This window comes from uncultured Methylibium sp. (assembly GCF_902826655.1).
Taxonomy (GTDB): Bacteria; Pseudomonadota; Gammaproteobacteria; order Burkholderiales; family Burkholderiaceae_C; genus Methylibium.
Map to the genome: position 1 here is coordinate 1 of NZ_CADEFR010000033.1, position 20,579 is coordinate 20,579.

A 20,579-nucleotide genomic window follows, 5' to 3' on the forward strand; every position below is an offset into this window, starting at 1 on the left:
GCCGCGCCAAGAACCGCCGCGTCGAGATCGAAGTGGTGGGCACGCGCACCCGCAAATAAGCCGGCGCCCGGTGCCGACGAAACCCCGCTTCGGCGGGGTTTTTTTTCGCGCATAGAATGTGGTCATGAGTGATGCATCAACGAGCGGCAACGTCGACGCGGCGGAAGTCGCCAAGTTCCAGGCACTGGCCGCGCGCTGGTGGGACCCGGGATCCGAGTTCCGTCCGCTGCACGAGATCAACCCGCTGCGCCTGCGCTGGATCGATTCACTCGCGGGCCTGGCCGGCCGTCGCGTGCTCGACGTCGGCTGCGGCGGCGGCATCCTCGCCGAGTCGATGGCCGCGGCCGGTGCCGCGGTCAAGGGCATCGACCTCGCGGACAAGCCGCTGAAGGTCGCGGAGCTGCACGGCCTCGAGTCCGGCGTGTCGGTCGACTACGAACGGATCGCCGCCGAGGCGCTCGCCGCGCGCGAGCCCGGGTCCTTCGACACGGTCACCTGCATGGAGATGCTCGAGCACGTCCCCGATCCCGGGTCGACGGTCGCCGCCTGCGCGCGGCTCGCGAGGCCGGGCGGCTGGCTCTTCTTCTCGACGATCAACCGCAACCCGAAGTCGTTCGCCTTCGCAATCGTCGGCGCGGAATACGTGCTGCGCCTGCTGCCGCGCGGCACGCACCAGTACGAGAAGTTCATCCGCCCGTCGGAGCTGGCCTCGGCCGGCCGCGCGGCCGGGCTCGACCTGGTCGAGATGATCGGCCTGACCTACAACCCGATCACCGGTGTCTACCAGCTGTCGCCGGGGGACCTCGCGGTCAACTACCTGGCGGCGTTCCGCCGGCCCGAACGATGACCCGACGGCTCGCGACGCGGGCGGTGTTCTTCGATCTGGACGGAACCCTGGCCGACACCGCCGAGGATCTCGCCGCGCCGATCAACGCGATGCGCGCCGAGCGCGACATGGCGCCGCTGCCGCTGCACATCCTGCGGCCGTTCGCATCGATGGGCGCCCGGGGTCTGATCGGTCGCGGCCTGGGTGTGCAGCGCGAGGACCCCGCCTTCGCCGACGTGCGCGACGAGTTCCTCCGCCGCTACGAGGCCGCCATGTGTGTGCACACGCGGCTGTTCCCCGGCATGGACCGCGTGCTCGACCGGCTGGAGGAGCGGGGCATCGTCTGGGGCGTGGTCAGCAACAAGTTCGAACGCTACGTCCGGCCGATCCTCGCCGATCTCGGCGTGCTCGCGCGCTCGCGGGTCGCGATCGGCGGTGACACGACGCCGTTCGCCAAGCCGCATCCGGAGCCGCTGCTCGCCGCCTCCCGGTCCACCGGCATCGAGCCCGAGTGCTGCGTCTATGTCGGTGACGACCTGCGCGACGTCCAGGCCGGCCAGGCGGCCGGCATGAAGACGATCGCCGCAAGCTACGGCTTCTGCGGCGAGGCCACGCCGCCGCACGAGTGGGGCGCGGACTTCGTCATCACGACCCCGGTGGATCTGCTGACGGTCCTGAAGCTGGACTGATCCGTCCGGCGGACTGCAGCAGGTCGGCCAGGTCCTGGATCTGCAGCGGTTTCTCCAGCACCCGGTCGAAGAGCGCCTCGGCATCCTCGGCACCGAGGGTGATCGTCCGGCTTGCCGACGCGGCGATCAGCAGCGGCCGGGGAACATCCGGTGCACGGGGCATCGCGCGCAGGCGGCGGGCGAGCTCGACCCCGTTGATGCCGGGCATGTGCAGGTCGGTCACCAGCGCGTCGAACCGGGTCTCGCGCCAGGTCTCGAGCGCGTGCTCGCCGTCGTCGGCCTGGACCACATCCAGGCCCGCCTGCTCGAGCATCATCGCCAGCATGCTCCGGCTGAAGCGATCGTCGTCGACCAGCAGCACCCGGACGGGCCGGATCGCAGCGGGTGTCGCGACCAGATCCTGCGCCTCGTGCGCGACCGCCTCGACGTCGGCCGGGACCAGCGGCCGCGTCGCAGGCGCCGCGACGAGGTTCACGGCTTCGTCGACGACTGCCGCCGCGGGCACCGGTGCGGGCGCTCGCCCACCGTCGCCGGCATCGGCGCCGCCGGTGGCCGCGGCAACGTCGCCATGCGAGGATCCGCCGTCCTGGCCGGAGTCGAGCACGTCGAGCGCGATCCGGACCGTGACGACGGTGCCCTGTCCCGGGGTGCTCGCCAGCTCGATGCGTCCGCCCATCAGTTCGACCAGCCGACGGCAGATCGACAGGCCCAGGCCGGTGCTGCCCGCGCCCGGCAGCGCCGGCGAACCCGCGGGCTGCGCCGCCTGGCGTGCGGCGAAGGGTTCGAAGACCTGCGCCTGCCGCTCCGGCGCGATGCCCGGCCCGGTGTCGCTGACGACGAATTCGATCAGCCGACCCGGCGGCCCGACGACACGCCCGTCCGGCGCACCGTCCGGCAGCGGCGCGACCCGCACGGCAACCCGCCCCTGCGCCGTGTACTTCACGGCATTGCCGACCAGATTGACCAGCACCTGGCGCAGCCGCAGCGCATCACCCGAGACCCGGCGCGGCGACGACGGCGAGAAGTCGACCAGCATCACGAGCCCCTTCTGCCGGATCATCGGCTCGAACGATTCGGCCACCTCGCTCACCAGCCGCAGCAGGTCGAACGGCGCCTGCTTGATCACCATGCGGCCGGTCTCCACCTGGCTCAGATCGAGCAGATCGTCGATCAGCACGCCGAGCGAGCGCGTCGCCTCGGTGGCCCGGGCGATCGCCTGTCGGCCTTCGTCATCGCGCGTGCGGCCGCGAAGCCACTGCAGCGTCAGCGAGATGCCGTGCAGCGGCGTCTTCAGTTCGTGGCTGGCGGTCGCGATGAACACGTCCTTCGATTCCAGCAGCAGCCGGAGCTGGTCGGTCAGGCTGGTCAGCCGTGCCTCGGCGAGCCGGCGCTGCGCGGATTCCCGCGAGAGACGCCGGTTCCAGACGATCGTCGCAAGCGCGATCAGCGCGAGCGCGCCCACCAGCGGCAGCACGATGTTCAGGTAGCGCCGCAGCTGCAGCACCGGCTCCTGGTCGATCGCGATCCAGCGCCGCTCGATGCGCAGCAGCTCCGCGGGCGGGATCGCCGCCAGCGCCCGGTTGATCAGCGGGATCAGGTCGGCCGACGCGGCCGGTGCCGCGAACGCGAACTCCGCCGGGATCTCGCTCACCGGCTCGATCACACGCAGCTTGTCGCGATAGTGATCGTTGATCTGCTGGTTCGCGTAGACCTTGATCTCGACCGTCGCGTCGACCTCCTTGTCGGCGACCTTCGCCAGCGCCTCGGCGGCATTCGCGACCTTGACCACACGCACCTTCGGATACCGGTCGCGCAGCACCGGCACCAGCGGATGCCCGGGTGTCAGCGCGACGGTGCGACCGTCGAGGCTCGACAGTCCCCAGTACAACGGCGCGTCGACGTGGGCGATCAGCAGGAACGGCATGCGCACGTAGGGCGCCGAGTACTTCAGGAACATCTCCCGCTCCGGGGTGCGCACCAGGAACGGCAGCAGGTCGATCTCGCCTCGCCGGGCCGCGTCGAACATCGCGGCAGTGGAATCGAACGCGATCACGGCCGCCGGCACGCCGAGGCCATGGGTGATCAGGCTGGTGACGTCGGCGGCGATGCCCGAATGCCCGCTCTCGTCACCGAAATCGTTGAGCGCATGCTGGCCGCGCAGTGCCCCCACCCGCAGCACCGGGTACCTGTCGAGCACCGACAGCTCGTCGCGATCCAGCGCCACGGTCGTCATCAGCGTCGCCGACCCCAGGTACGGCGCGGCTGCCGCGGTCAGCTCGCGCTCGAGGCCGAGCCGGTCACCCGACACCATCCTGCTCACGATGCGCGCGAGGATCGCCCAGTCCGGACGCACGGCCATGTGCACCCAGGACGACGGCGAGACCACCTGCCCCTTGATCTCCAGGTTGGAGATGCGATCGGACGAGATCCGGTGCAGTGCCGGCCGCATCGAACCGAGGTACAGCTGCACCGACCCGTCGGCGACCGCCCGGATGCCCTGCCGGACCTGATCGAACGACACCGGGACCGCCTTCGGATACACCCGGGCGAGCAGCTGCTCGGCCGCGTAGTCGCGTCCGACCGCGACCCGCACGCCGGCGAGCGACGGATTGTCCTGCGCGACGGTGTCGCCCTCGCGGCCGATGAGTGCACTCGGATCGCGCGTGACGCCGTGTGTGAACGCCAGGTCCTTGCTCCGTTCCTCGGTGAAGGCGATGTACGGGACCACGTCGGCACGTCGCTCGCGGATCGCCGGCAGCACCTCCGACCAGGTGTCGAAAAGCACCGGCTCGGCGCGCACGCCGAGCGCGCGGAACACCGTCATCAGGCCTTCGATCGAGAAACCCGCGATCCGTCCCTGCGCATCGATGTACTGGAACGGGTAGTAGTCGTCCCGCGACACCGCGACCCGGATCACCGGATGGGCGGCCAGGAACGCGCGCTCGGCATCCGACAGCAAGGCGGCGGGCGAGACCGGCGGGGCGGTCGCCGGCTGCACGAAGACCGGCGGGGACGCCGGCGTCGAGGTCGGCGGTGATGCCGGCGTCGAGGTCGGGCCTCGAGGTGAATCCCCGGTCGACCCCTGGTACGCCGTCGGCGCCTGCGCCAATGCGCCGAACAGGCCGACGGCAAGGCACAGCGCCGCGACCCCACGTGCGGCGACGACACCACGCGCGGTACGGTCACACCGGCGACGAGCCGGGGCAGGTCGATTCGGGGAATCAGTCATCCAGCGATCCGGTCGGCCGGGCACGCGCGAGGATCGCGGCCACGTCGACGCCGCCCGGAAGCGTACCAAACGTGCGACCCCAGCCGGCGTCGGCGGCGAGCCGGCTCGCGCAGAAGGCGTCCGCGACCTCGGCGGGCGCCCCTCGGATCAGCAGCGACGCCTGCAGCGCCAGCGCCAGGTGTTCAGCGAGCCGGCGCGCACCGCGCTCGTCGAGCGCAGCCGGGTCGGTCATGCCCGCCAGTCGTTCGACGAATCCGTCGAACGCCGCATTCGCGCCCGACGCCTTCGCCAGCTCGTCCTCGATCGCTTCGCGGCAACGCGGGTCACGCGACAGCGCGCGCAGCACGTCCAGGCACATCACGTTGCCCGATCCTTCCCAGATCGAATTGACCGGCAGCTCGCGATACAGCCGGGCGATCGGCCCCTCCTCGACGTACCCGTTGCCGCCGAGCACCTCCATCGCCTCGAACGCCAGCGCCGGCCCCCGCTTGCAGATCCAGAACTTGGCCAGCGGCGTGCCGATCCGGACCAGCGCCGCGGCGAGCGGATCGGCATCGCGCTGATCCAGGGCCCTAGCCAGCCGCAGCGTGAGGGCCGTCGCGGCCTCGCTCTCCAGCGCCAGGTCGGCGAGCACCTGTTGCATCAGCGGCTGCTCGATCAGCCGGCGGCCGAAGACGGTGCGGCCGGCACAGTGATGCAAGGCATTCGCCGTCGCCCAGCGGATCATGCCGGCCGAACCGAGTGCGCAGTCCAGGCGGGTCAGGTTGCCCATCTCCAGGATCGTGGGCACGCCGCGGCCGACCTCACCCACGCTCCAGGCGATCGCGCCATCGAACTCCACCTCGCTGGAGGCATTCGACTTGTTGCCGAGTTTGTCCTTCAGCCGCTGGATCGCGATCGCGTTGCGGCTGCCGTCGGGCAGCCAGCGCGGCAGGAAGAAGCAGGTCAGGCCGCCGGCGGTCTCGCGCTCGGTTTGCGCCAGCACCAGGAAGCCGTCACACATCGGTGCCGACAGGAACCACTTGTGACCCGTGAGGCGCCAGGCATCACCACCGACATCCGGCGCCGGCAACGCGAACGTGGTGTTCGCCCGCACGTCGGTGCCGCCCTGCTTCTCGGTCATCCCCATGCCGATCAGCGCGCCGCGCTTGCCGGTGACCGGACCGGACGACGGATCGTAGTCACGCGACAGGATCGCCGGCACCCAGGTCGGGGCCAGCGACGGCTGGCGCGCGATCACCGGCACCGACGCGTAGGTCATCGTGACCGGGCACTGCGTGCCGTTCTCGACTTGCGCGAACATCAGATAGCCGGCCGCGCGCGCCACCTGGGCACCGGGACCGGGCGCCGCCCACGGCGCGCTGTGGGCGCCGTGACCGACGAGCAGGCGCATCAGCGCGTGCCAGGCCGGATGGAACTCGACCTCGTCGATCCGGTGACCGAATCGATCGTAGGAACGCAGCCGCGGCGGGTTCTCGTTGGCCTGTGGACCGAGCGCGAGGGTGTCGGCCGAACCGAGGGTGCGGCCGAGGGCGGACAGCTCGTCGCCCGCGCCCGCCGCGCCCTCGCGTTCGACCGCGTCGACCAGCGCATGGTCGGTGTCGAACAGGTTGATGTCGACGAGCGGATCGGGCTGGTTGAACACCCGGTGAGTACGGTGCGCGGCCATATCGCCCCTCCTCGGCGTTTCAGGCCAACTATAAACCGGCCGCCTCGATCCGCGACGGCTACGACTTCAGTCGGATTCACGGCGACGATCCGGCACGAGAGGATGCCTGGGTTCACCGCGCGACATCGCGGTGTCGAGAAAGGCGCCGGGCGCGATGTCACGACACGGCATCCGGTGCACACATCCTGAAGAGGAGCAACCATGAAGGTTCGAAAGATCCAGTACAGCCACGCCGCGATGGCGGCGATCGTCGCATGGATGGTCGGCGGTTGCGGAGGCGGTGGCGGCGGCGATGGCACCGCGGTCTCCGGCGGCACGACGCCGGCGCCATCACCGTCCCCCGCCCCGTCCCCGGCGCCTTCGACACCGGCCGCACCCACGCCGGTTCCGGCCACACCGGTGCCTGCACCGTCGAAGCCGCCGCCCGGCCTGGTCGTGGCGCCGCCGCCGGCCGCACCGACACCGTCCCCGGCGCCGGGCGCCGCGCGAACGGCGGTGGTCCGGGCCCTGATGCAGGCGAGTGATCAGTTCGCCATCGACAGCAGCGGCGCGTTCGACCTGTCGCACGACGTCACCACCAAGGCGTTCTCGACGATCCGGTCGGGTACCGCGCAGCAGCGCCTCACCGCCGCGTCGACGCTCACGCTGCCCGGCGACGACGCCACGCCTTCGTTCGTGTTAATGCGCGAGGTGGTCCTGTCCGCCGCGGTCGCCACCGACGGCGTCACCAACTACACGTTCACCGGCACCGGTTCGATCACGTCGACGTCGGGACAGACTTCGATCGGCGCCACGCCGTACTCGCTGCCGGATCCGGTGCCCTTCGACCGGACGCTGCATCAGCTGAACGTGACCGGCTCGACGACGAGTTCGGTGCGCTTCTTCGTGGGCACGATCGACAATCGGGCGGACCTGATGCGGGTCTGCTGGCGGTTCGAACTGCCCGGCATCCTCCGAGTGGCGTGCACCCGTCACCTGCGCACGTCCGGCGACCTGGTCGGCGGCGATACGGTCGACGACCTCGGAGGCACGCTGTACTACCACGACACGGAAAGCGGCGACGCATTCGAACCGACGTTGCTTCGTTGCACTGAAACCTTCCAGAGCGATCCCAACCTGACCAGCACGACCTATCGTTTCGGCATCGCCGCGTTCGACCGGAACAAGGCGAACGGTGGCCTGCTGCCCCCGCCTGCCCAGTTCTATTCGGGATCGGTGAGCGTGCCGGGAACGGGACAGGTCGCGTATCGGCTCGACTACAACCCGCCGGCCAACTTCACGGCGAGCACGCAGGCGCTGACCGCCGGCGATCGCGTGCAGAGCGTGACCTATGGATCGACCGGCAGCACCTACCGGACGGCCCGGCAATGCAACTAGCCGCGCGACGAGGCATGTGTCGACACAGTTGCCCGCGCGCCACGTGCGTCGACTGACCTCGTTGGGTATCGGCCCATGCAACAAGCGACGCTCGGACAATGATCATGCGGTTGCGGGATGAAGAAGCTGGCGACAGACCCGCATCAGTGCTGGAGACACGCAACAGCGATGGCGCCGTCCCGTGCAGGGACGGAGTGATCGAGGTCACAGCACCGGGAGTGCGACATGAGACTCGAGCGTCAGCGGATCGGCCAGGCCGCAACGGTGATCGTCGTTGCGATGATGTCGGGCGCGTGTGGTGGCGGGGGTGGCGGCGACACCGCGATTTCGGCAGGTACGACCCCCACCCCGTCACCCGTGGCGGGAGATACGACGGCCCCCGAGCCGGCCACGCCGGTTCCGGAGCCGAGCAAGCCGCCGCCGGCATTGGTGGAGATACCGGCTCCAGTCGATGCAACGCCAGTGCCGGGCGTCGCGCGGAGTTCGGTCATCCGAGCGCTGTCGCAGGCCACCGACCAGTTGACGGTCGACATCCAAGGCGCATTCGACCTGTCACACGATGTGACCGGCAAGGCCTTCTCGACGGTCCGGTCGGCGACGGCACAAGGCCGGCTGACGGCCGTCTCGACATTCACGCTGCCCCGCGAGGCGGTGAACACGTTCCAGCGCGAGGTGGTCCTGTCGGTGGCAATCGACACGGACGGTGCCACGCGGTACGCGTTCACCGGCACCGGCTCGGTGACCTCGCCCTCCGGGCAGACGTCGATCAGTGCCGCCCCCTACTCGCTGCCCGACCCGGTGCCGTTCGACCGGACCTTGCACCAGTTGAACGTGACCGGGTCGTCCCCGAGTTCGATCCGCTTCTTCGTCGGCACGATCGAGGATCGGCCGGAGCTGATGCGGCTGTGCTGGCGAGTCGAACTGCCCGGCATCCTTCGCGTCGCATGCACGCGCAACAGCCGGTCGACGGGCGACGTGGCCGGTGCCGACACGGTCAACGACCTCGGCGGGACGTTGTACTTCCACGAGAACGAGATCGGTGATGCGTTCGAACCGACGGTACTGCGCTGTCTCGAGCAGACGTTCAACGCGCCCGACATCGAAACCCGGACGAGTCTGTTCGGCATCGCGGCGTACGACCGCAGCAAGTCGGATGGCGGACTGCTGCCCCCGCCGGCCCGGTTCTATTCCGGATCGGTCAGGGTGCCGGCCGGCGGTCAGGTCGAATATCAGCTCGACTACAACCCGCCGGCGGCCTTCGTTGCGAGAACAACCGCGCTCGTGACGAACGATCGCGTGGTGCACATGAGCCACGGCGTCATGCGCCCCTTCTACAACCTGGGCCGGGAATGCAACTAGTCGGCAAGGTGTCGGCCCCTTGTTTTCGTGGCTTGAGCCTATAATTCGGGTGTGCGGGCAATCGACCGCCCGCACACCCGGACACGGGGCCGACCTGGTTTCGACGTGGGTAACGAAGCAGTGCAGGGCATGCCGAGGCGCCTTTTCCTCGTTAATCCATTGGCAAATCCACAATCGCCAACGACAGCGATTACGCTCTGGCCGCTTAAGGCCTTGCGCGCTGCACCAACCTGCCGATAGGTTGGGTCGGGCAACCGACTGCAGTGTCATTCAAATCGGATCGCGTCGCGCCGGGTTACTTGGCGCGCCGTTAAAACCAAGGTGACTGGATGCGGGTCGGCCTGCCGGTCGGCTAAGCCCGCGTCGAGATCGAAATAGGCCGGCTACGCATGTAGAACTGTCTGTAGAGGACTTGCGGACGCGGGTTCGATTCCCGCCGGCTCCACCATAATGTGAAATCCCAACCCTTATCCGGTTGGGATTTTTTTTGCCCGTTCCCCCAGTGTTGGCGCGGTTTCGCGCCCTTGCCTCTTGACCGCCAACCTGCGATTGCGCCCTTTTCCGGCCGCGACTTCCCCGACTTTCCCTCTCTGTTCTCTGCCGGCCTCTTGACCGGTCAACTGCCCGATTCCTGCACTGGCGCGGGTTTGCAGTCCTCGGGTTGTAGTTTTCACTTGGTCAAGACCAGGCGACCGAGAGCAAAAACTGTCTGATCACTACGCCGTTGCCGTGGGCTGTAGTGCGATGAGGGCCATGCCCGCCAGCGCGATACCTGCTCCGGCCAGATCCCAGCGTGTGAGCGCAATGCCGTCAACGAAGTGGAGCCACACGAGTGCCACGGCGATGTACATCCCACCATAGGCCGCGTAGGTACGTCCCGCCGCAGTGGGGTGCAATGTGAGCAACCACGTAAACAGTCCCAGCGATAGAGCTGCGGGAATCAGCAGCCACGCGGATTTGCCCTGTTTGATGACTAGCCATGGCAAGTAGCAGCCGACGATCTCGGTGACAGCGGTCACGGCAAACAGCACAGCGACTTTCAGGGGTTCCATGTCATGCATCCTGCAATGCTGCGATCAATGGGCAGCGGACATTGCCATTCGTGGCGCAGCAGCGTTCTACGAGATCCGCCAGCACGCGCTCGATGCGCGTCAGGTCGGTAAGCCGTGTTCGCACGTCTGCCAGCTTGTGCTCGGCCTGCTCGCGCGCCTCGGTGCAATGCGATCCATCTTCAAGCTTCAGCAAATCCCCGACCTCGTCCAGGCTGAATCCCAGGCGCTGGGCCGATTTGATAAAGCGCACTCGCGCCAGATCCGGCTCACCGTAGTGACGAATGCCGCCCAGGGGCCGGTCGGGCTCCTGCATCAAGCCTTTGCGTTGATAGAAGCGGATCGTCTCGACGTTGACCCCGGCGGCATCGGCCAGGACGCCGATGGTCAGTGTTTCAAGTGGTTCGCTCATGGTGCTTGACTCCGTACTTAGGTACGGAGGTAAGCTTAACCCATGAGTACAGATCGACCAACAGAGACACAAGGCGGCGGACGCGGCGCGCTGTTGACTGGCGGGCTTGCCGCCATCCTGGCCTCCACCTGCTGCCTCGGCCCGTTGGTGTTGATCACGCTCGGCGTTTCCGGAGCCTGGATCAGCAACTTGACGCTGCTCGAACCCTACCAGCCCTTGTTCATCGGCGCGGCGGTAGTGGCGCTTTTCTTCGCTTACCGTCGCATCTGGCGACCGGCCACGGATTGCGCTCCGGGGCAGGTCTGTGCGCTGCCATCAGTTAACCGCAGCTACATGGTGCTGTTCTGGATCGTGGTGGCGCTGGTGGTCCTCGCCCTCGGATTCCCGCTGATCGCGCCCTGGTTCTACTGAAAGGAAGTTGTCATGAAGAAGCTTGTTGCGCTGGCCACCTTTGCAGCCTTCGCCTCGCCCTTGTGGGCTGCGACCCAGACCGTCACGCTGTCCGTGCCCGGCATGAACTGCGCTACCTGCCCGATCACGGTCAAGAAGGCGCTGACCAAAGTGTCGGGCGTCAGCAAGACCGACGTGAATCTGGATAGCCGCGAAGCCAAGGTGACATTCGATGACGCGAAGACCGACGTCGAGGCTCTCAAGCGCGCCACCAAGGATGCTGGGTACCCCTCGACCGTGGTGGGGAGTGCCAAGTGACTGCGGTGATCTTGGAATCGACGCTGACCTGTCCCGAGTGCGGCCACGCCAAGACCGAGACGATGCCCACAGACGCCTGCCAGTGGTTCTACGAGTGCGAGCAGTGTCACGCCGTACTCAAGCCTAAGCAGGGCGACTGCTGCGTGTACTGCTCCTACGGTACCGTGCCGTGCCCGCCGATTCAGGAGCGCGGCAAGGGGAGTTGCTGCGCCGGTTGATCACCGGAACCGCAGGCGTTCGCGCTGCTCGTCCCATCGCAGCGGGTTGGCGCGTCGCCCGACGCTTTCCAACGTCAAGTGCGCAGCCACGCCAGTGGTGCAGGCTTCCACGATGTCCGGTGCCAATTGCGCCAATCGGGCGATCCGGCTTGCACGACCGAGATCGAGTCCCTCTGCCTCGGCGATCTCGGTGATCGAACTGAACCGTCCGTCGTCCAGCAGGCGCTGCCAGTGGTGCGCGAGGCCGAGTGCCCGCATCAAGGGGGTGTCCTGCGCCATCTCGCGAACCTGCCGCTCACGGCGGGCCTCGTCCAGGAACTCCTGCGGCGCGTCGAACGGCGTGATGACCTGCTTCTTCAAACCCCTGCGCACCAACGTCCAGGGCAGGAAGGTTTCCATCTGCACGCCGCCAGCAGGCAGCGGCGTCTGATACGTCACTGGGTCGCCCCTGGCGTGGCCGCGATGCTTCTTGCTCACACATCCTCCTCAAAACTGGCCATGAGCTGGCGCTGGGCGTGCCAGTCCACCATCAGGCGGTTTCGCTGAAACCACATCAGCGTCAGCCGCCGTGGCTGCTTGCCTGCCATGAACTGCTCAATGATGTCGGGGGCCAGCAGGGCCAGGCGCAGCAGTTCGTTGACCACCGAGTGGTGCAGCTTCTCGGCGCGGGCGATGGCCGACCCGCTCTGCATCGCGCCGGTGTCCAGCAGGTGCTGCCAGTAGAAGGCCCGTGCCACACCGTCGAGCAGTGTCACGTCGTGGATGTGCCGGTCGTCGGCAGCCACGCGTTGGACGCCCCGGCGGCGAAACGTTAGGGGCACAAAGGTTTCCATCGACTCGTCCATCAGGCTTCGACCTCCAGCAGTTCAGCACCAATGCTGTCCGGGGCGAACTCCTCGATGAGCGCGTTCCAACCTACCTCACGCCACTTCACCTTGATCCCCTGCACCTCGCCCGCGTGGACGAGGTCGATGCGCTCGATCATCAGATTGGCGATGCGGTGGCGCTCGACCGGGAACAGTTGATCCCACACGTTGTTGAGGCGTCCCATCGCCATCACGGTGGTGGCCTCGTCGATCTGGGCCCCGTTGCGTTGAATGTGCCGCACCACCGACGCCACGGTCTCCGGGCTGGTCAGCACCGTGCGGATCTGGGCCACCACCGCCCCCTCGATCTCCAGCGCAGGCAGGCGCTCGTAGCCCTTGCCCGGCGCGCCGAACCGCGCTTCCGACTTGGACACGTAGTAGTGGTACTTGCGCCCGTTCTTGCGCGAGTAGGTCGGGTACATCCGCTCGCCCGAGGGTGCGTACAGCAGGCCGCGCAGCAACGCGTCGGTGCGCGACCTGATCTTGGTCTCGACCGACCGGGTGTGGCCATCCTTGGCCAGCACCTCGTGAACCCGGCCCCACAGTCCTGGATCGATGATGGCCTGATGCACACCTGGGTACCAACTGCCCTTGTGCGACAACTCTCCAAGGTAGATGCGGTTGCGCAGCAGCTTGTGCAGGTACTTCTTGTCGATGCGCGTGCCCGCCCGCGTCTGACCGTCCTGCGTCGTCCAGGCCTTGGTGGTGATGTCATCCAAAGTCAGGTTGGCAGCAATCTGGGTGGGCGAGCCGATGGTCAACATCTCCTCGAAGATGCGCCGCACCACCGCCGCCTCGGTTTCATTGATGACCAGCAGGCGGTTGTCGACGTCGTAGCCCAGGGGGGGCACGCCACCCATCCACATCCCCTTGCGCTTGCTGGCGGCTATCTTGTCGCGGATGCGCTCGCCGGTGACCTCGCGCTCAAACTGAGCGAAGGACAACAGGACGTTGAGCATCAGCCGACCCATCGAGGTGGTGGTGTTGAACTGCTGCGTGACCGACACGAACGACACGCCGTGGCGCTCAAACACCTCGACCATCTTGGAGAAGTCGGCAAGGCTACGCGTCAGGCGGTCGATCTTGTAGACCACCACGATGTCGATCTGGCCGCGCTCGATGTCGGCCATCAGGCGCTTTAGCCCCGGCCGGTCCGTGTTGCCGCCGGAGAAGCCGGGGTCGTCGTAATCGTCGGCCACCGGAATCCATCCTTCTGCGCGTTGGCTGGCGACGTAGGCGTGGCCAGCCTCCTTCTGCGCGTCGATGGAGTTGAATTCCTGGTCGAGTCGTTCATCCGACGACACCCGGCAGTAGACGGCGCAACGTTTGCGTGCCTTGGGAGAGGCGATTTGGGTGGCGTCGCTCATTGCGCACCTGCCTTGCCGGTCAGGCCGAAGAACAGTGGCCCCGACCAGTGCGTGCCGGTGATCTGCCGGGCCACGGCTGTCAGGCTCTTGAAGGTGCTGCCCTCGTACTCGAACAGACCTTCGGCGGTGACCGCCACCTTGTGCTCGCGGTCGCCCCATTCGCGCAGCAGCACCGTGCCGGGCGCGAAGTTGGTGTCGCGCGGCCGTGCCCGCAGCTTGATCTTGGAATGCTTGGCACCGATGGCCTCCAGGCGCTGGCGCGTGTTGTGCGCCAGACCGCCGAAGGCTTCCTCCTGCATCTTGTAGGCGATGCGCGACTCGATGAAGACGCGGTTGGGGTTGATGGGGCGGCTGCTGAAGTACCGATCCCACACTGGCCACAACTCGGCGATGGGCAGGCTCGATAGCTCCGCGATCCGCGCGGCGACTGATGCTTGTTTCTCGTTCATCACAAACTCTCCTGTTGATAGGGGGTTGTATGAACGCGCTGGTCGGGCAGGAAGCCAAGGCCAACTTCTCTCTGTTTTGGCGCTTCTGCGACGACGGTGCGGACGATGGCGGCCGCAAGGATGGCGGTGATTTCACCAGCGCGGGCGCTGGCGGACATCTCCGAGGGAGATGCGAGTTCGAGGTTCTTCATGACGGCTCCGAGGAATTGCAACCGTCACAGATGATGTGCGCGATGTTCCGAAGCGGATGGCAATTCCGGGTAATCGGGCACACCTGGTGGCGTGGCCTCGATGCCCCGGCAGGCCTGTGGTGCCTGTCTGGCAGGGAACCGGATTGCGCGTTAACGAAACAGTTGACAGGCGCCGATCTGCTCGATACGATGGCGTCAATTAACTAATCACGCAATTGGGTCACAACATGGCATTTGGTGCCTACATCAGACAGAAGAGGGAGGCGAAGGGCATTCAGATGAATGACTTCGCCCGGCAGCTGGACATCTCCCCTGCCTACTGGTCGCGCATAGAGCGCGACATCGAGAAGCCGCCCAAGGACGAGCTGATCCGCAAGGCGGCAGAAATCCTTGGCGAGAATGTCGACGACGCCTTTGTTGAGGCCAGCCGCCTTCCGCCAGACATGCGCGACGACGTGGGGGGCCTGGTACGGATGTATCGCAAGCAAGCGACGGGGGACAAGTGAATGCCGGTGTTGACTCTTGGCTACCGGCATTGCGACCGAAAACGCCCCAGCTACATCAAGAATTCCGAGATTGAGGGCATCGCCGTCTTGGCCCGCCAGCAACTGGTGGATGCTGCTGCCGATGCCATCTCGCTCGCCACCCTGAGCGCCATCTCCGGCCTGAAGATCAACGGCGTGGTCTTCGACCTGTTCGTCGGCACCGGTGACGTCGTGCATGACGAGCGCGGGAACCCTGTCCTGGGCATCTGTGAGTACGATCCTGGCGTGCCGGACACCGCGATGGTGTCGGTGTCACCGGTTGGCGTGAACGCCAGCGAGGAGTTGGTACTGAGCACCCTCGGGCACGAGCTCGGCCACGCCATCTTCGATGCGCCAGGATGGATCGTGGATGCCAGCAAGGGGCCGGGTTTGTTCGATGAGCCCAGCGACGCGGCGCGGCGGGCCTACCGCACGACCACCCGTGACGTGGAGCACTTGGCGAAAGTCCAGCCCGTCGTCGAGGCGGCTGCGAGCCCCTCTCTGGCAATTCCAGGCCACACCACCAAGGAAGAATACTTCGCCGAGCTGCGTGCCAACGAGTTCATGGGGTCGTTGCTGGTGCCGCGCCAACGCCTGAATCTGGCGGTCGAAGAGTTGGCTCCGAAACACGGTGTGACGATCCACCGCAGCCCGTCGCTTGATCCCGATTTGCCCGGCACCTGCCTTCACCTGACGGCTGATGGAGATATCGGGTTCTTCGACATCGAATGTTTGCAGAAGGCCGTGGCCAAGCGCTTCGGCGTCAACCGACGCTTCATCCAGGTACGGATGGAGCGCTATGGTCTTCTAAAGCCGGGGGCCAAGATCGTCTGATCAACGCCTTCATCTCGCCGCCGACCGCGTGTCGGCATTTTTTGAACCGTTCAGTTAACCACTCGCGCAATCGCGCACTTCGTTTAGAAAAGGAAATTGCCTATGCCAGCAGACGAACAGATCACCGCCCAGGAACACGACGAGTCGACTGCCGCGCAGCAGCAGTCCTCGAAGCAGGTGCGACCCCGTCAATCGGACGATGGCCCGGAAATCCTGCCGTGCATGGAGCACTTCGTCACCGTGGTGCGCAAAGCCAAGCGTCCCGGCCTCGCCTTGCTCCTGGTCGAACGTGCCAGCGCCACTTCGCTGCCGGAACTGGCAGCGCTGACGGATGCGGCCAAAGGCATCCTCGCGGTGCAGTCCCGCAAGGCGATGTTCCACGCCGTCGCCAAACTTGGCTCGGACGTCCAGCAGCACATCGAGCGTGCGGCCGAGCGCGTGGTGCTGCTCGATGACGAATACGGCACGCAGGCCGTCCAATCCCTCCTTGACGACCAAGACGCCAGCGACGCTGCCGTCTTGGCCACGCCCAGTGACCGGTATAGCCGGGCCCTGCACCTCTGTCTGCGGCAGGATTTTCCGGAGGTCGGTGCCAAGCGCGATCAGCGCTTCGACAACGCCGAGCGCTTGCAGGTGATGCATCGCCAGTGGAAGAGCGAGAACTACTCCAGCCACTACCTCGGCCCGAAAGGCGTGGTGCCGAGCATTGATGCCGATGTTGAGGGTGTGTTGCGCGGGCGCATTTCGGCGCTGTTCCCGCAAGTGGCTTCTGACCAAATCCTCATCGAGCAGTTCACGCGCCGTGATCTTGCGCATGCCGACCGCTGCGGCGGCAAAGACACCGACGAGGTCGCGCCCGTGCTCTTGCACACCCTGACTGCAACTTTCAACGGATCGACGGCGCACTTCCGGCAGGTTGCCAACGGCGAGGTGGTCGAGCACGAAGAACCTGCAGCGATGTCGGCCAGCTTCTCGTGGGAGCCCGGCACCGGTGCGCTCGGTGTGTTCTGCGAAGACCGTGAGGTGCGCCGTGAACTGGCGACCATCTTCCGCGATGTCGTTTTGGCGTGCGACGGGGAGATCAACGACATGCCGATGCGCGAGTTCGACCTGTTCGGCTTCTCGACACCAGCGATGCTCAAGCGCATTGAGCAGGAGCGTGTGGCGGGCATTGAAAAAATCTCGATCCTGCAGATCAAAGTCGCCCGGCCCTTCGAGCAGCAAACCACCGACGCCGCCAATGGGCGTGATCTGATCCAGCACCTGTCGAGCACGATGCTGATCGGCAAGGATCGGCGCGACACCCGCCAGATTTATCAGGTCGCCTACGACGACTATGGCATCGACGACCTGACGGGTTACACGCTGGCGCAGGTGAAGCTGGTGTTCCGAATGGCCAAACAGCCGCACCGCAAGGCCCACAACGTTGCTGTCCAAATCACGTCGCCGAACGGCCTGAACGACAAGAGCAAGACCGAGGATGACCGCAAGCGCGTGCTGGAACAGCTCACGCGAATTGGGGTGCTCCGTGAGTTCTGATGACGCTACCGCGAAGTCGGCACATCTGAGCTTTCTGGCAGCGCTGGAGCGGCTGCCCCGGGTCGATTCCCGCGTCAGGGCGGCCGAGCTCGGGCGATGCAGACCAACGTTTCTGCAGCGACGATGGATCACGGAAGAGGACTACCTCACACATCTGATGGTGCCCGTCCTGGATTCTGAGCAGGAAGTCGAGGTTGAGATCGATCACGACGCGGCGGTGTACCGGTACCGCAGTCCCCAGCAGCGGTCACGAACGGTTGAGCGACCTCTTGCCGACATCGCGCTGTATACCTTCCAAGTGGATGCGTGGCTCGCCGACTTGGCATCCTTGATCGGCATCGAAGATCGACGACGATCCGACCGTCGACATCGCGTGCCGGGCCACCTGTGGCACCTCGGGGAAGTACGAATCGCTTGCACACACGACTTTGCCCCGGTGTTCGTTGCCAGAGCGTGGGAGCGTGCTCCTGTTGCCGCGATGACCTCGGTGTTGAGCGACCCAATCTGGTCGCGTGGCGGCATCGTATTGCGGCATCAGCGAGATCCCGTTGATCTGCCCCGTGACCATGTCATGCGCGTGCTGGACGAGTTCGTTCGCGTGGACGACGGCCAGGACGTTTTCGACGCGAGCGCATTCGACAGGGTGCTGCGTGGCTACGTCACGCCCAGCGGTGCGCCAGAGCCGGTTGAGTTCTTCCAAGGCAATCGACTGAAGCTGCCCCACTTCACCGAGTCGCGTGAGCTGTCTGCGGAGCGCGCCAAGATCGTCAAGCAGATGTGGAGTGCCGACGGGAAGAACGCGCCAGAGGTGTCCTGGGCCGAGGTCAACAGGATCGCCAATACCGGCTACCAGTCGTTCGATGACGCCTTCGGCGGAAAGGCTGAACGCGAGGACGTGATCGCATTGGTCAAGCGCGGCAAATACCGACTGCGACGCAACACATAAACGCGCCCATAAATCAAACCAGACACGGGCCATAAACCCGTGCGGAGACTTCGATGTGCCCATTTCATCTAGGAGGCACATCGAAATGCAAACTCAAGTTCCATCAATCGAATCCGGTCGGAATCCCCGCCGGATGAATCCCGGCGGTGCAGCCTGCATCGCGCTCGACGAAAACGAGCTCGCCATCCGCTGGGGGCTCTCCGTCAAGACGCTGCGCCGCTGGCGTCAAGAGCAGCTCGGCCCGATCTACTGCAAGCTCGGTCGCCGGGTCACCTACCTCCTGCACGAAATCGAAGCCTTCGAGCGCCGCGTCTCGCGCTACTCGAGCTTCACTCGTGCGTACCAGTGAGGAGGACGGCCATGAGCGATCTGACCATCTTCCCCGTCGACATCGCTGAGATGTCTGTGAGCCAACTGGCCGCGCTGCCGGCCGAGCAGAAGCGCGAGGTCGACAAGAACCTTGATGCTGCCATCGACTGGCTAAAGAAGGCTCGCACCAAGTTCGATGCGGCGCTGGAACAGTGCTACGGCGAGCAGGCCCGTGTCGCACTGCGTGAATCCGGCCGTGACTTTGGTACCGCCCACATCAGCGACGGCCCGATGCACATCAAGTTCGAGCTGCCCAAAAAGGTCAGCTGGAACCAGAAACAGTTGGGCGAAATCGCCGAGCGCATCGTGGCCTCGGGCGAGAAGGTCGAGGGCTACCTCGACGTCAAGCTCTCCGTGTCCGAGTCCCGGTACATCAACTGGCCGCCTGCGTTGCAGCAGCAGTTCGCGGCCGCCCGCACGGTCGATTCCGGCAAGCCGTCCTTCACCTTGAGCACCGACGGGGGTGAGGCATGAAAAAGCTCCCCATCGTGTCCGCCATCGAACGCATGGCCGAGCGCAAGGGCGTGAAGCTGCTGATGCTGGGCAAGTCCGGCATCGGCAAGACGTCCCGGCTCAAAGACCTCGACCCCGCCACCACGCTGTTCCTTGACATCGAGGCAGGCGACTTGGCGGTCGCCGACTGGCCGGGCGACACCATCCGCCCGGCGTCCTGGCCCGAGAGCCGCGACTTCTTCGTGTTCCTCGCAGGCCCGGACAAGTCGCTGCCGCCGGAGAGCGCGTTCTCGCAGGCGCACTACGACCACGTCATCGAGAAGTTTGGCGATGCGACGCAGCTTGGTCGCTACCAGACCTTCTTCCTTGACTCGATCACGCAACTGTCTCGCCAGTGCTTTGCGTGGTGCAAGACGCAGCCCGGGGCGGTCAGTGATCGTTCCGGCAAGCCCGATCTGCGCGCGGCCTACGGGCTGCTCGGCCAGGAAATGATCGGCGCGTTGACCCACCTGCAGCACGCCCGTGGCAAGAACGTGGTGTTCGTGGCGATCCTCGATGAGCGACTGGATGACTTCAATCGCAAGGTGTTCGTCCCGCAGATCGAAGGCAGCAAGACCAGCCTGGAGCTGCCCGGCATCGTCGATGAGGTCGTGACGCTGGCCGAGATCAAGGCCGAGGACGGTAGCTCCTACCGCGCCTTCGTCACGCACACCGTCAATCCCTACGGCTTCCCGGCCAAAGACCGCAGCGGTCGTCTCGACCTGCTGGAGCCGCCGCATCTCGGCGCGCTGATCGCCAAGTGCGCGGGCGCAGTTCCCACGCCCGCCAGCGCCGCCAACCCCGCACACATCGAATCTCAGGAGTAATCGCAATGACCGCATGGAATGACTTCAATGACGCCGACTCTCAGCAATCCGGCTTCGATCTGATCCCCAAGGGCACCGTCGTGCCGGTGCGCATGACCATCAAACCGGGTGGCTATGACGACCCCGAACAAGGCTGGGGTGGCGGCTACGCCACCGAGTCGTTCGAGACAGGTTCTATCTATCTGGCCGCCGAGTTCGTGGTCACCGCTGGCGACCATGTCAAACGCAAGATGTGGAGCAACGTCGGACTTCTCTCGAAGAAGGGTCCGACCTGGGGCCAGATGGGGCGCAGCTTCATCCGCGCCGCGCTCAACAGTGCTCGCAACGTCCACCCGCAGGACAACAGCCCGCAGGCCGCCGCCGCGCGCCGCATCAATGGCTTCGCCGAACTGGATGGTCTGGAGTTCCTGGCGCGCGTCGACATCGAGAAGGACGCCAAGGGCCAAGACCGCAACGTGGTCAAGCTGGCAGTCGAGCCCGATCACCCCGACTACGCCAAATTGAAGGGCGTGCCGCCGAAGGGCAGTCCGGGCGGTGGCAACTCCGGCGCTCCGGCGCAAGCGGCTCCTGCCTACGCCGCGCCTACCCCGCAACGCGCGCCAGTGACGGGCAAACCGTCCTGGGCTCAGTGAGGAAGCG

General features: G+C 66.1%; 24 protein-coding genes and 1 other RNA gene. 16 read left to right on the forward strand and 9 right to left on the reverse strand.

The features are described from left to right. Positions 1–124: 124 nt before the first annotated feature. Both ubiG and QZV97_RS13485 read left to right on the forward strand, forming a co-directional pair. Positions 125–847 (forward strand): bifunctional 2-polyprenyl-6-hydroxyphenol methylase/3-demethylubiquinol 3-O-methyltransferase UbiG, encoded by a 723-nt coding sequence (gene ubiG, locus QZV97_RS13480; RefSeq protein WP_295642922.1) that lies wholly within the window; start codon positions 125–127, stop codon positions 845–847. Continuing rightward, on the forward strand, positions 844–1,515 hold the full coding sequence (locus QZV97_RS13485; RefSeq protein WP_295642924.1) for an HAD-IA family hydrolase: 672 nt from the start codon (positions 844–846) through the stop codon (positions 1,513–1,515). The genes ubiG and QZV97_RS13485 overlap by 4 nt, the downstream gene beginning before the upstream one ends. Here the strand turns inward: QZV97_RS13485 and QZV97_RS13490 are convergent. Both QZV97_RS13490 and QZV97_RS13495 read right to left on the reverse strand, forming a co-directional pair. Continuing rightward, on the reverse strand, positions 1,472–4,513 hold the full coding sequence (locus QZV97_RS13490) for a transporter substrate-binding domain-containing protein (protein WP_295642926.1): 3,042 nt from the start codon (positions 4,511–4,513) through the stop codon (positions 1,472–1,474). The genes QZV97_RS13485 and QZV97_RS13490 overlap by 44 nt on opposite strands. A gap of 223 nt (positions 4,514–4,736) precedes the next feature. Then, a complete protein-coding gene (locus tag QZV97_RS13495; protein WP_295642928.1) occupies positions 4,737–6,413 on the reverse strand; it encodes an isovaleryl-CoA dehydrogenase in 1,677 nt (558 codons plus the stop codon). A 201-nt stretch (positions 6,414–6,614) separates the two neighbouring features. Between QZV97_RS13495 and QZV97_RS13500 the strand changes: the two genes are divergently transcribed. The 3 genes from QZV97_RS13500 (at position 6,615) to ssrA (ending at position 9,597) form a co-directional block, all read left to right on the forward strand. Beyond that, entirely contained in the window at positions 6,615–7,790 is a 1,176-nt protein-coding gene (locus QZV97_RS13500; RefSeq protein ID WP_295642930.1) for a hypothetical protein, read from the forward strand. Positions 7,791–8,015: 225 nt separating this feature from the next. Beyond that, positions 8,016–9,149 carry a hypothetical protein gene (locus QZV97_RS13505; RefSeq protein WP_295642932.1) on the forward strand — a complete coding sequence of 378 codons (1,134 nt, stop codon included), beginning with the start codon at positions 8,016–8,018 and terminating at the stop codon, positions 9,147–9,149. Between the two features lie 85 nt (positions 9,150–9,234). Further along, positions 9,235–9,597: a transfer-messenger RNA gene (gene ssrA, locus QZV97_RS13510) on the forward strand. A 268-nt stretch (positions 9,598–9,865) separates the two neighbouring features. On the opposite strand, the gene QZV97_RS13515 is transcribed toward ssrA, so the two are convergent. Next, positions 9,866–10,201: a YnfA family protein gene (locus QZV97_RS13515; RefSeq protein ID WP_295642934.1), complete on the reverse strand. Its 336-nt coding sequence runs from the start codon at positions 10,199–10,201 to the stop codon at positions 9,866–9,868. Between the two features lies 1 nt (position 10,202). After that, complete coding sequence (gene merR, locus QZV97_RS13520) at positions 10,203–10,610, reverse strand: Hg(II)-responsive transcriptional regulator (RefSeq protein WP_295642936.1); 408 nt, start codon at positions 10,608–10,610, stop codon at positions 10,203–10,205. A gap of 42 nt (positions 10,611–10,652) precedes the next feature. Between merR and merT the strand changes: the two genes are divergently transcribed. The 3 genes from merT to QZV97_RS13535 are packed head-to-tail and all read left to right on the forward strand — an operon-like array spanning position 10,653 to position 11,536. Continuing rightward, entirely contained in the window at positions 10,653–11,021 is a 369-nt protein-coding gene (gene merT / locus QZV97_RS13525) for a mercuric ion transporter MerT (protein ID WP_295642938.1), read from the forward strand. 12 nt (positions 11,022–11,033) lie between these two features. Beyond that, positions 11,034–11,318, forward strand: a complete 285-nt coding sequence (gene merP, locus QZV97_RS13530) for a mercury resistance system periplasmic binding protein MerP (RefSeq protein WP_295642940.1) — start codon at positions 11,034–11,036, stop codon at positions 11,316–11,318. Continuing rightward, the gene (locus QZV97_RS13535; protein ID WP_162077709.1) at positions 11,315–11,536 is read left to right on the forward strand and encodes a GDCCVxC domain-containing (seleno)protein; all 222 of its coding nucleotides are present in this window, start codon (positions 11,315–11,317) and stop codon (positions 11,534–11,536) included. The genes merP and QZV97_RS13535 overlap by 4 nt, the downstream gene beginning before the upstream one ends. On the opposite strand, the gene QZV97_RS13540 is transcribed toward QZV97_RS13535, so the two are convergent. From QZV97_RS13540 to QZV97_RS13560, 5 genes are read right to left on the reverse strand one after another with little or no spacing between them, the layout of a single operon-like run. After that, positions 11,537–12,013 (reverse strand): LacI family transcriptional regulator, encoded by a 477-nt coding sequence (locus QZV97_RS13540; protein WP_295642943.1) that lies wholly within the window; start codon positions 12,011–12,013, stop codon positions 11,537–11,539. Beyond that, complete coding sequence (locus QZV97_RS13545; protein ID WP_295642945.1) at positions 12,010–12,381, reverse strand: site-specific recombinase resolvase; 372 nt, start codon at positions 12,379–12,381, stop codon at positions 12,010–12,012. Before QZV97_RS13545 ends, QZV97_RS13540 begins: the two co-directional genes overlap by 4 nt. Further along, the gene (locus QZV97_RS13550; RefSeq protein ID WP_295642947.1) at positions 12,381–13,769 is read right to left on the reverse strand and encodes a recombinase family protein; all 1,389 of its coding nucleotides are present in this window, start codon (positions 13,767–13,769) and stop codon (positions 12,381–12,383) included. The genes QZV97_RS13545 and QZV97_RS13550 overlap by 1 nt, the downstream gene beginning before the upstream one ends. Beyond that, positions 13,766–14,218 (reverse strand): DUF2924 domain-containing protein, encoded by a 453-nt coding sequence (locus QZV97_RS13555; RefSeq protein WP_013246687.1) that lies wholly within the window; start codon positions 14,216–14,218, stop codon positions 13,766–13,768. The genes QZV97_RS13550 and QZV97_RS13555 overlap by 4 nt, the downstream gene beginning before the upstream one ends. Then, positions 14,218–14,409 carry a hypothetical protein gene (locus QZV97_RS13560; RefSeq protein ID WP_295642956.1) on the reverse strand — a complete coding sequence of 64 codons (192 nt, stop codon included), beginning with the start codon at positions 14,407–14,409 and terminating at the stop codon, positions 14,218–14,220. Before QZV97_RS13560 ends, QZV97_RS13555 begins: the two co-directional genes overlap by 1 nt. 227 nt (positions 14,410–14,636) lie before the next feature. On the opposite strand from QZV97_RS13560, the gene QZV97_RS13565 reads away from it, so the two are divergent. From QZV97_RS13565 to QZV97_RS13600, 8 genes are all read left to right on the forward strand, one after another. Further along, entirely contained in the window at positions 14,637–14,915 is a 279-nt protein-coding gene (locus tag QZV97_RS13565) for a helix-turn-helix transcriptional regulator (protein ID WP_058719261.1), read from the forward strand. After that, entirely contained in the window at positions 14,916–15,767 is an 852-nt protein-coding gene (locus tag QZV97_RS13570) for a hypothetical protein (RefSeq protein ID WP_295642959.1), read from the forward strand. A gap of 102 nt (positions 15,768–15,869) precedes the next feature. After that, entirely contained in the window at positions 15,870–17,306 is a 1,437-nt protein-coding gene (locus tag QZV97_RS13575; protein ID WP_295642961.1) for a hypothetical protein, read from the forward strand. Further along, on the forward strand, positions 17,296–18,252 hold the full coding sequence (locus QZV97_RS13580) for a hypothetical protein (RefSeq protein WP_295642964.1): 957 nt from the start codon (positions 17,296–17,298) through the stop codon (positions 18,250–18,252). The genes QZV97_RS13575 and QZV97_RS13580 overlap by 11 nt, the downstream gene beginning before the upstream one ends. Before the next feature lie 85 nt (positions 18,253–18,337). Further along, a complete protein-coding gene (locus tag QZV97_RS13585; RefSeq protein ID WP_295642967.1) occupies positions 18,338–18,601 on the forward strand; it encodes a DNA-binding protein in 264 nt (87 codons plus the stop codon). Positions 18,602–18,612: 11 nt separating this feature from the next. Beyond that, positions 18,613–19,095 (forward strand): hypothetical protein, encoded by a 483-nt coding sequence (locus QZV97_RS13590; protein WP_295642970.1) that lies wholly within the window; start codon positions 18,613–18,615, stop codon positions 19,093–19,095. Further along, on the forward strand, positions 19,092–19,940 hold the full coding sequence (locus QZV97_RS13595; protein ID WP_295642972.1) for an ATP-binding protein: 849 nt from the start codon (positions 19,092–19,094) through the stop codon (positions 19,938–19,940). The genes QZV97_RS13590 and QZV97_RS13595 overlap by 4 nt, the downstream gene beginning before the upstream one ends. Before the next feature lie 5 nt (positions 19,941–19,945). Beyond that, positions 19,946–20,572 (forward strand): hypothetical protein, encoded by a 627-nt coding sequence (locus QZV97_RS13600; RefSeq protein ID WP_295642976.1) that lies wholly within the window; start codon positions 19,946–19,948, stop codon positions 20,570–20,572. Positions 20,573–20,579 lie beyond the last annotated feature (7 nt).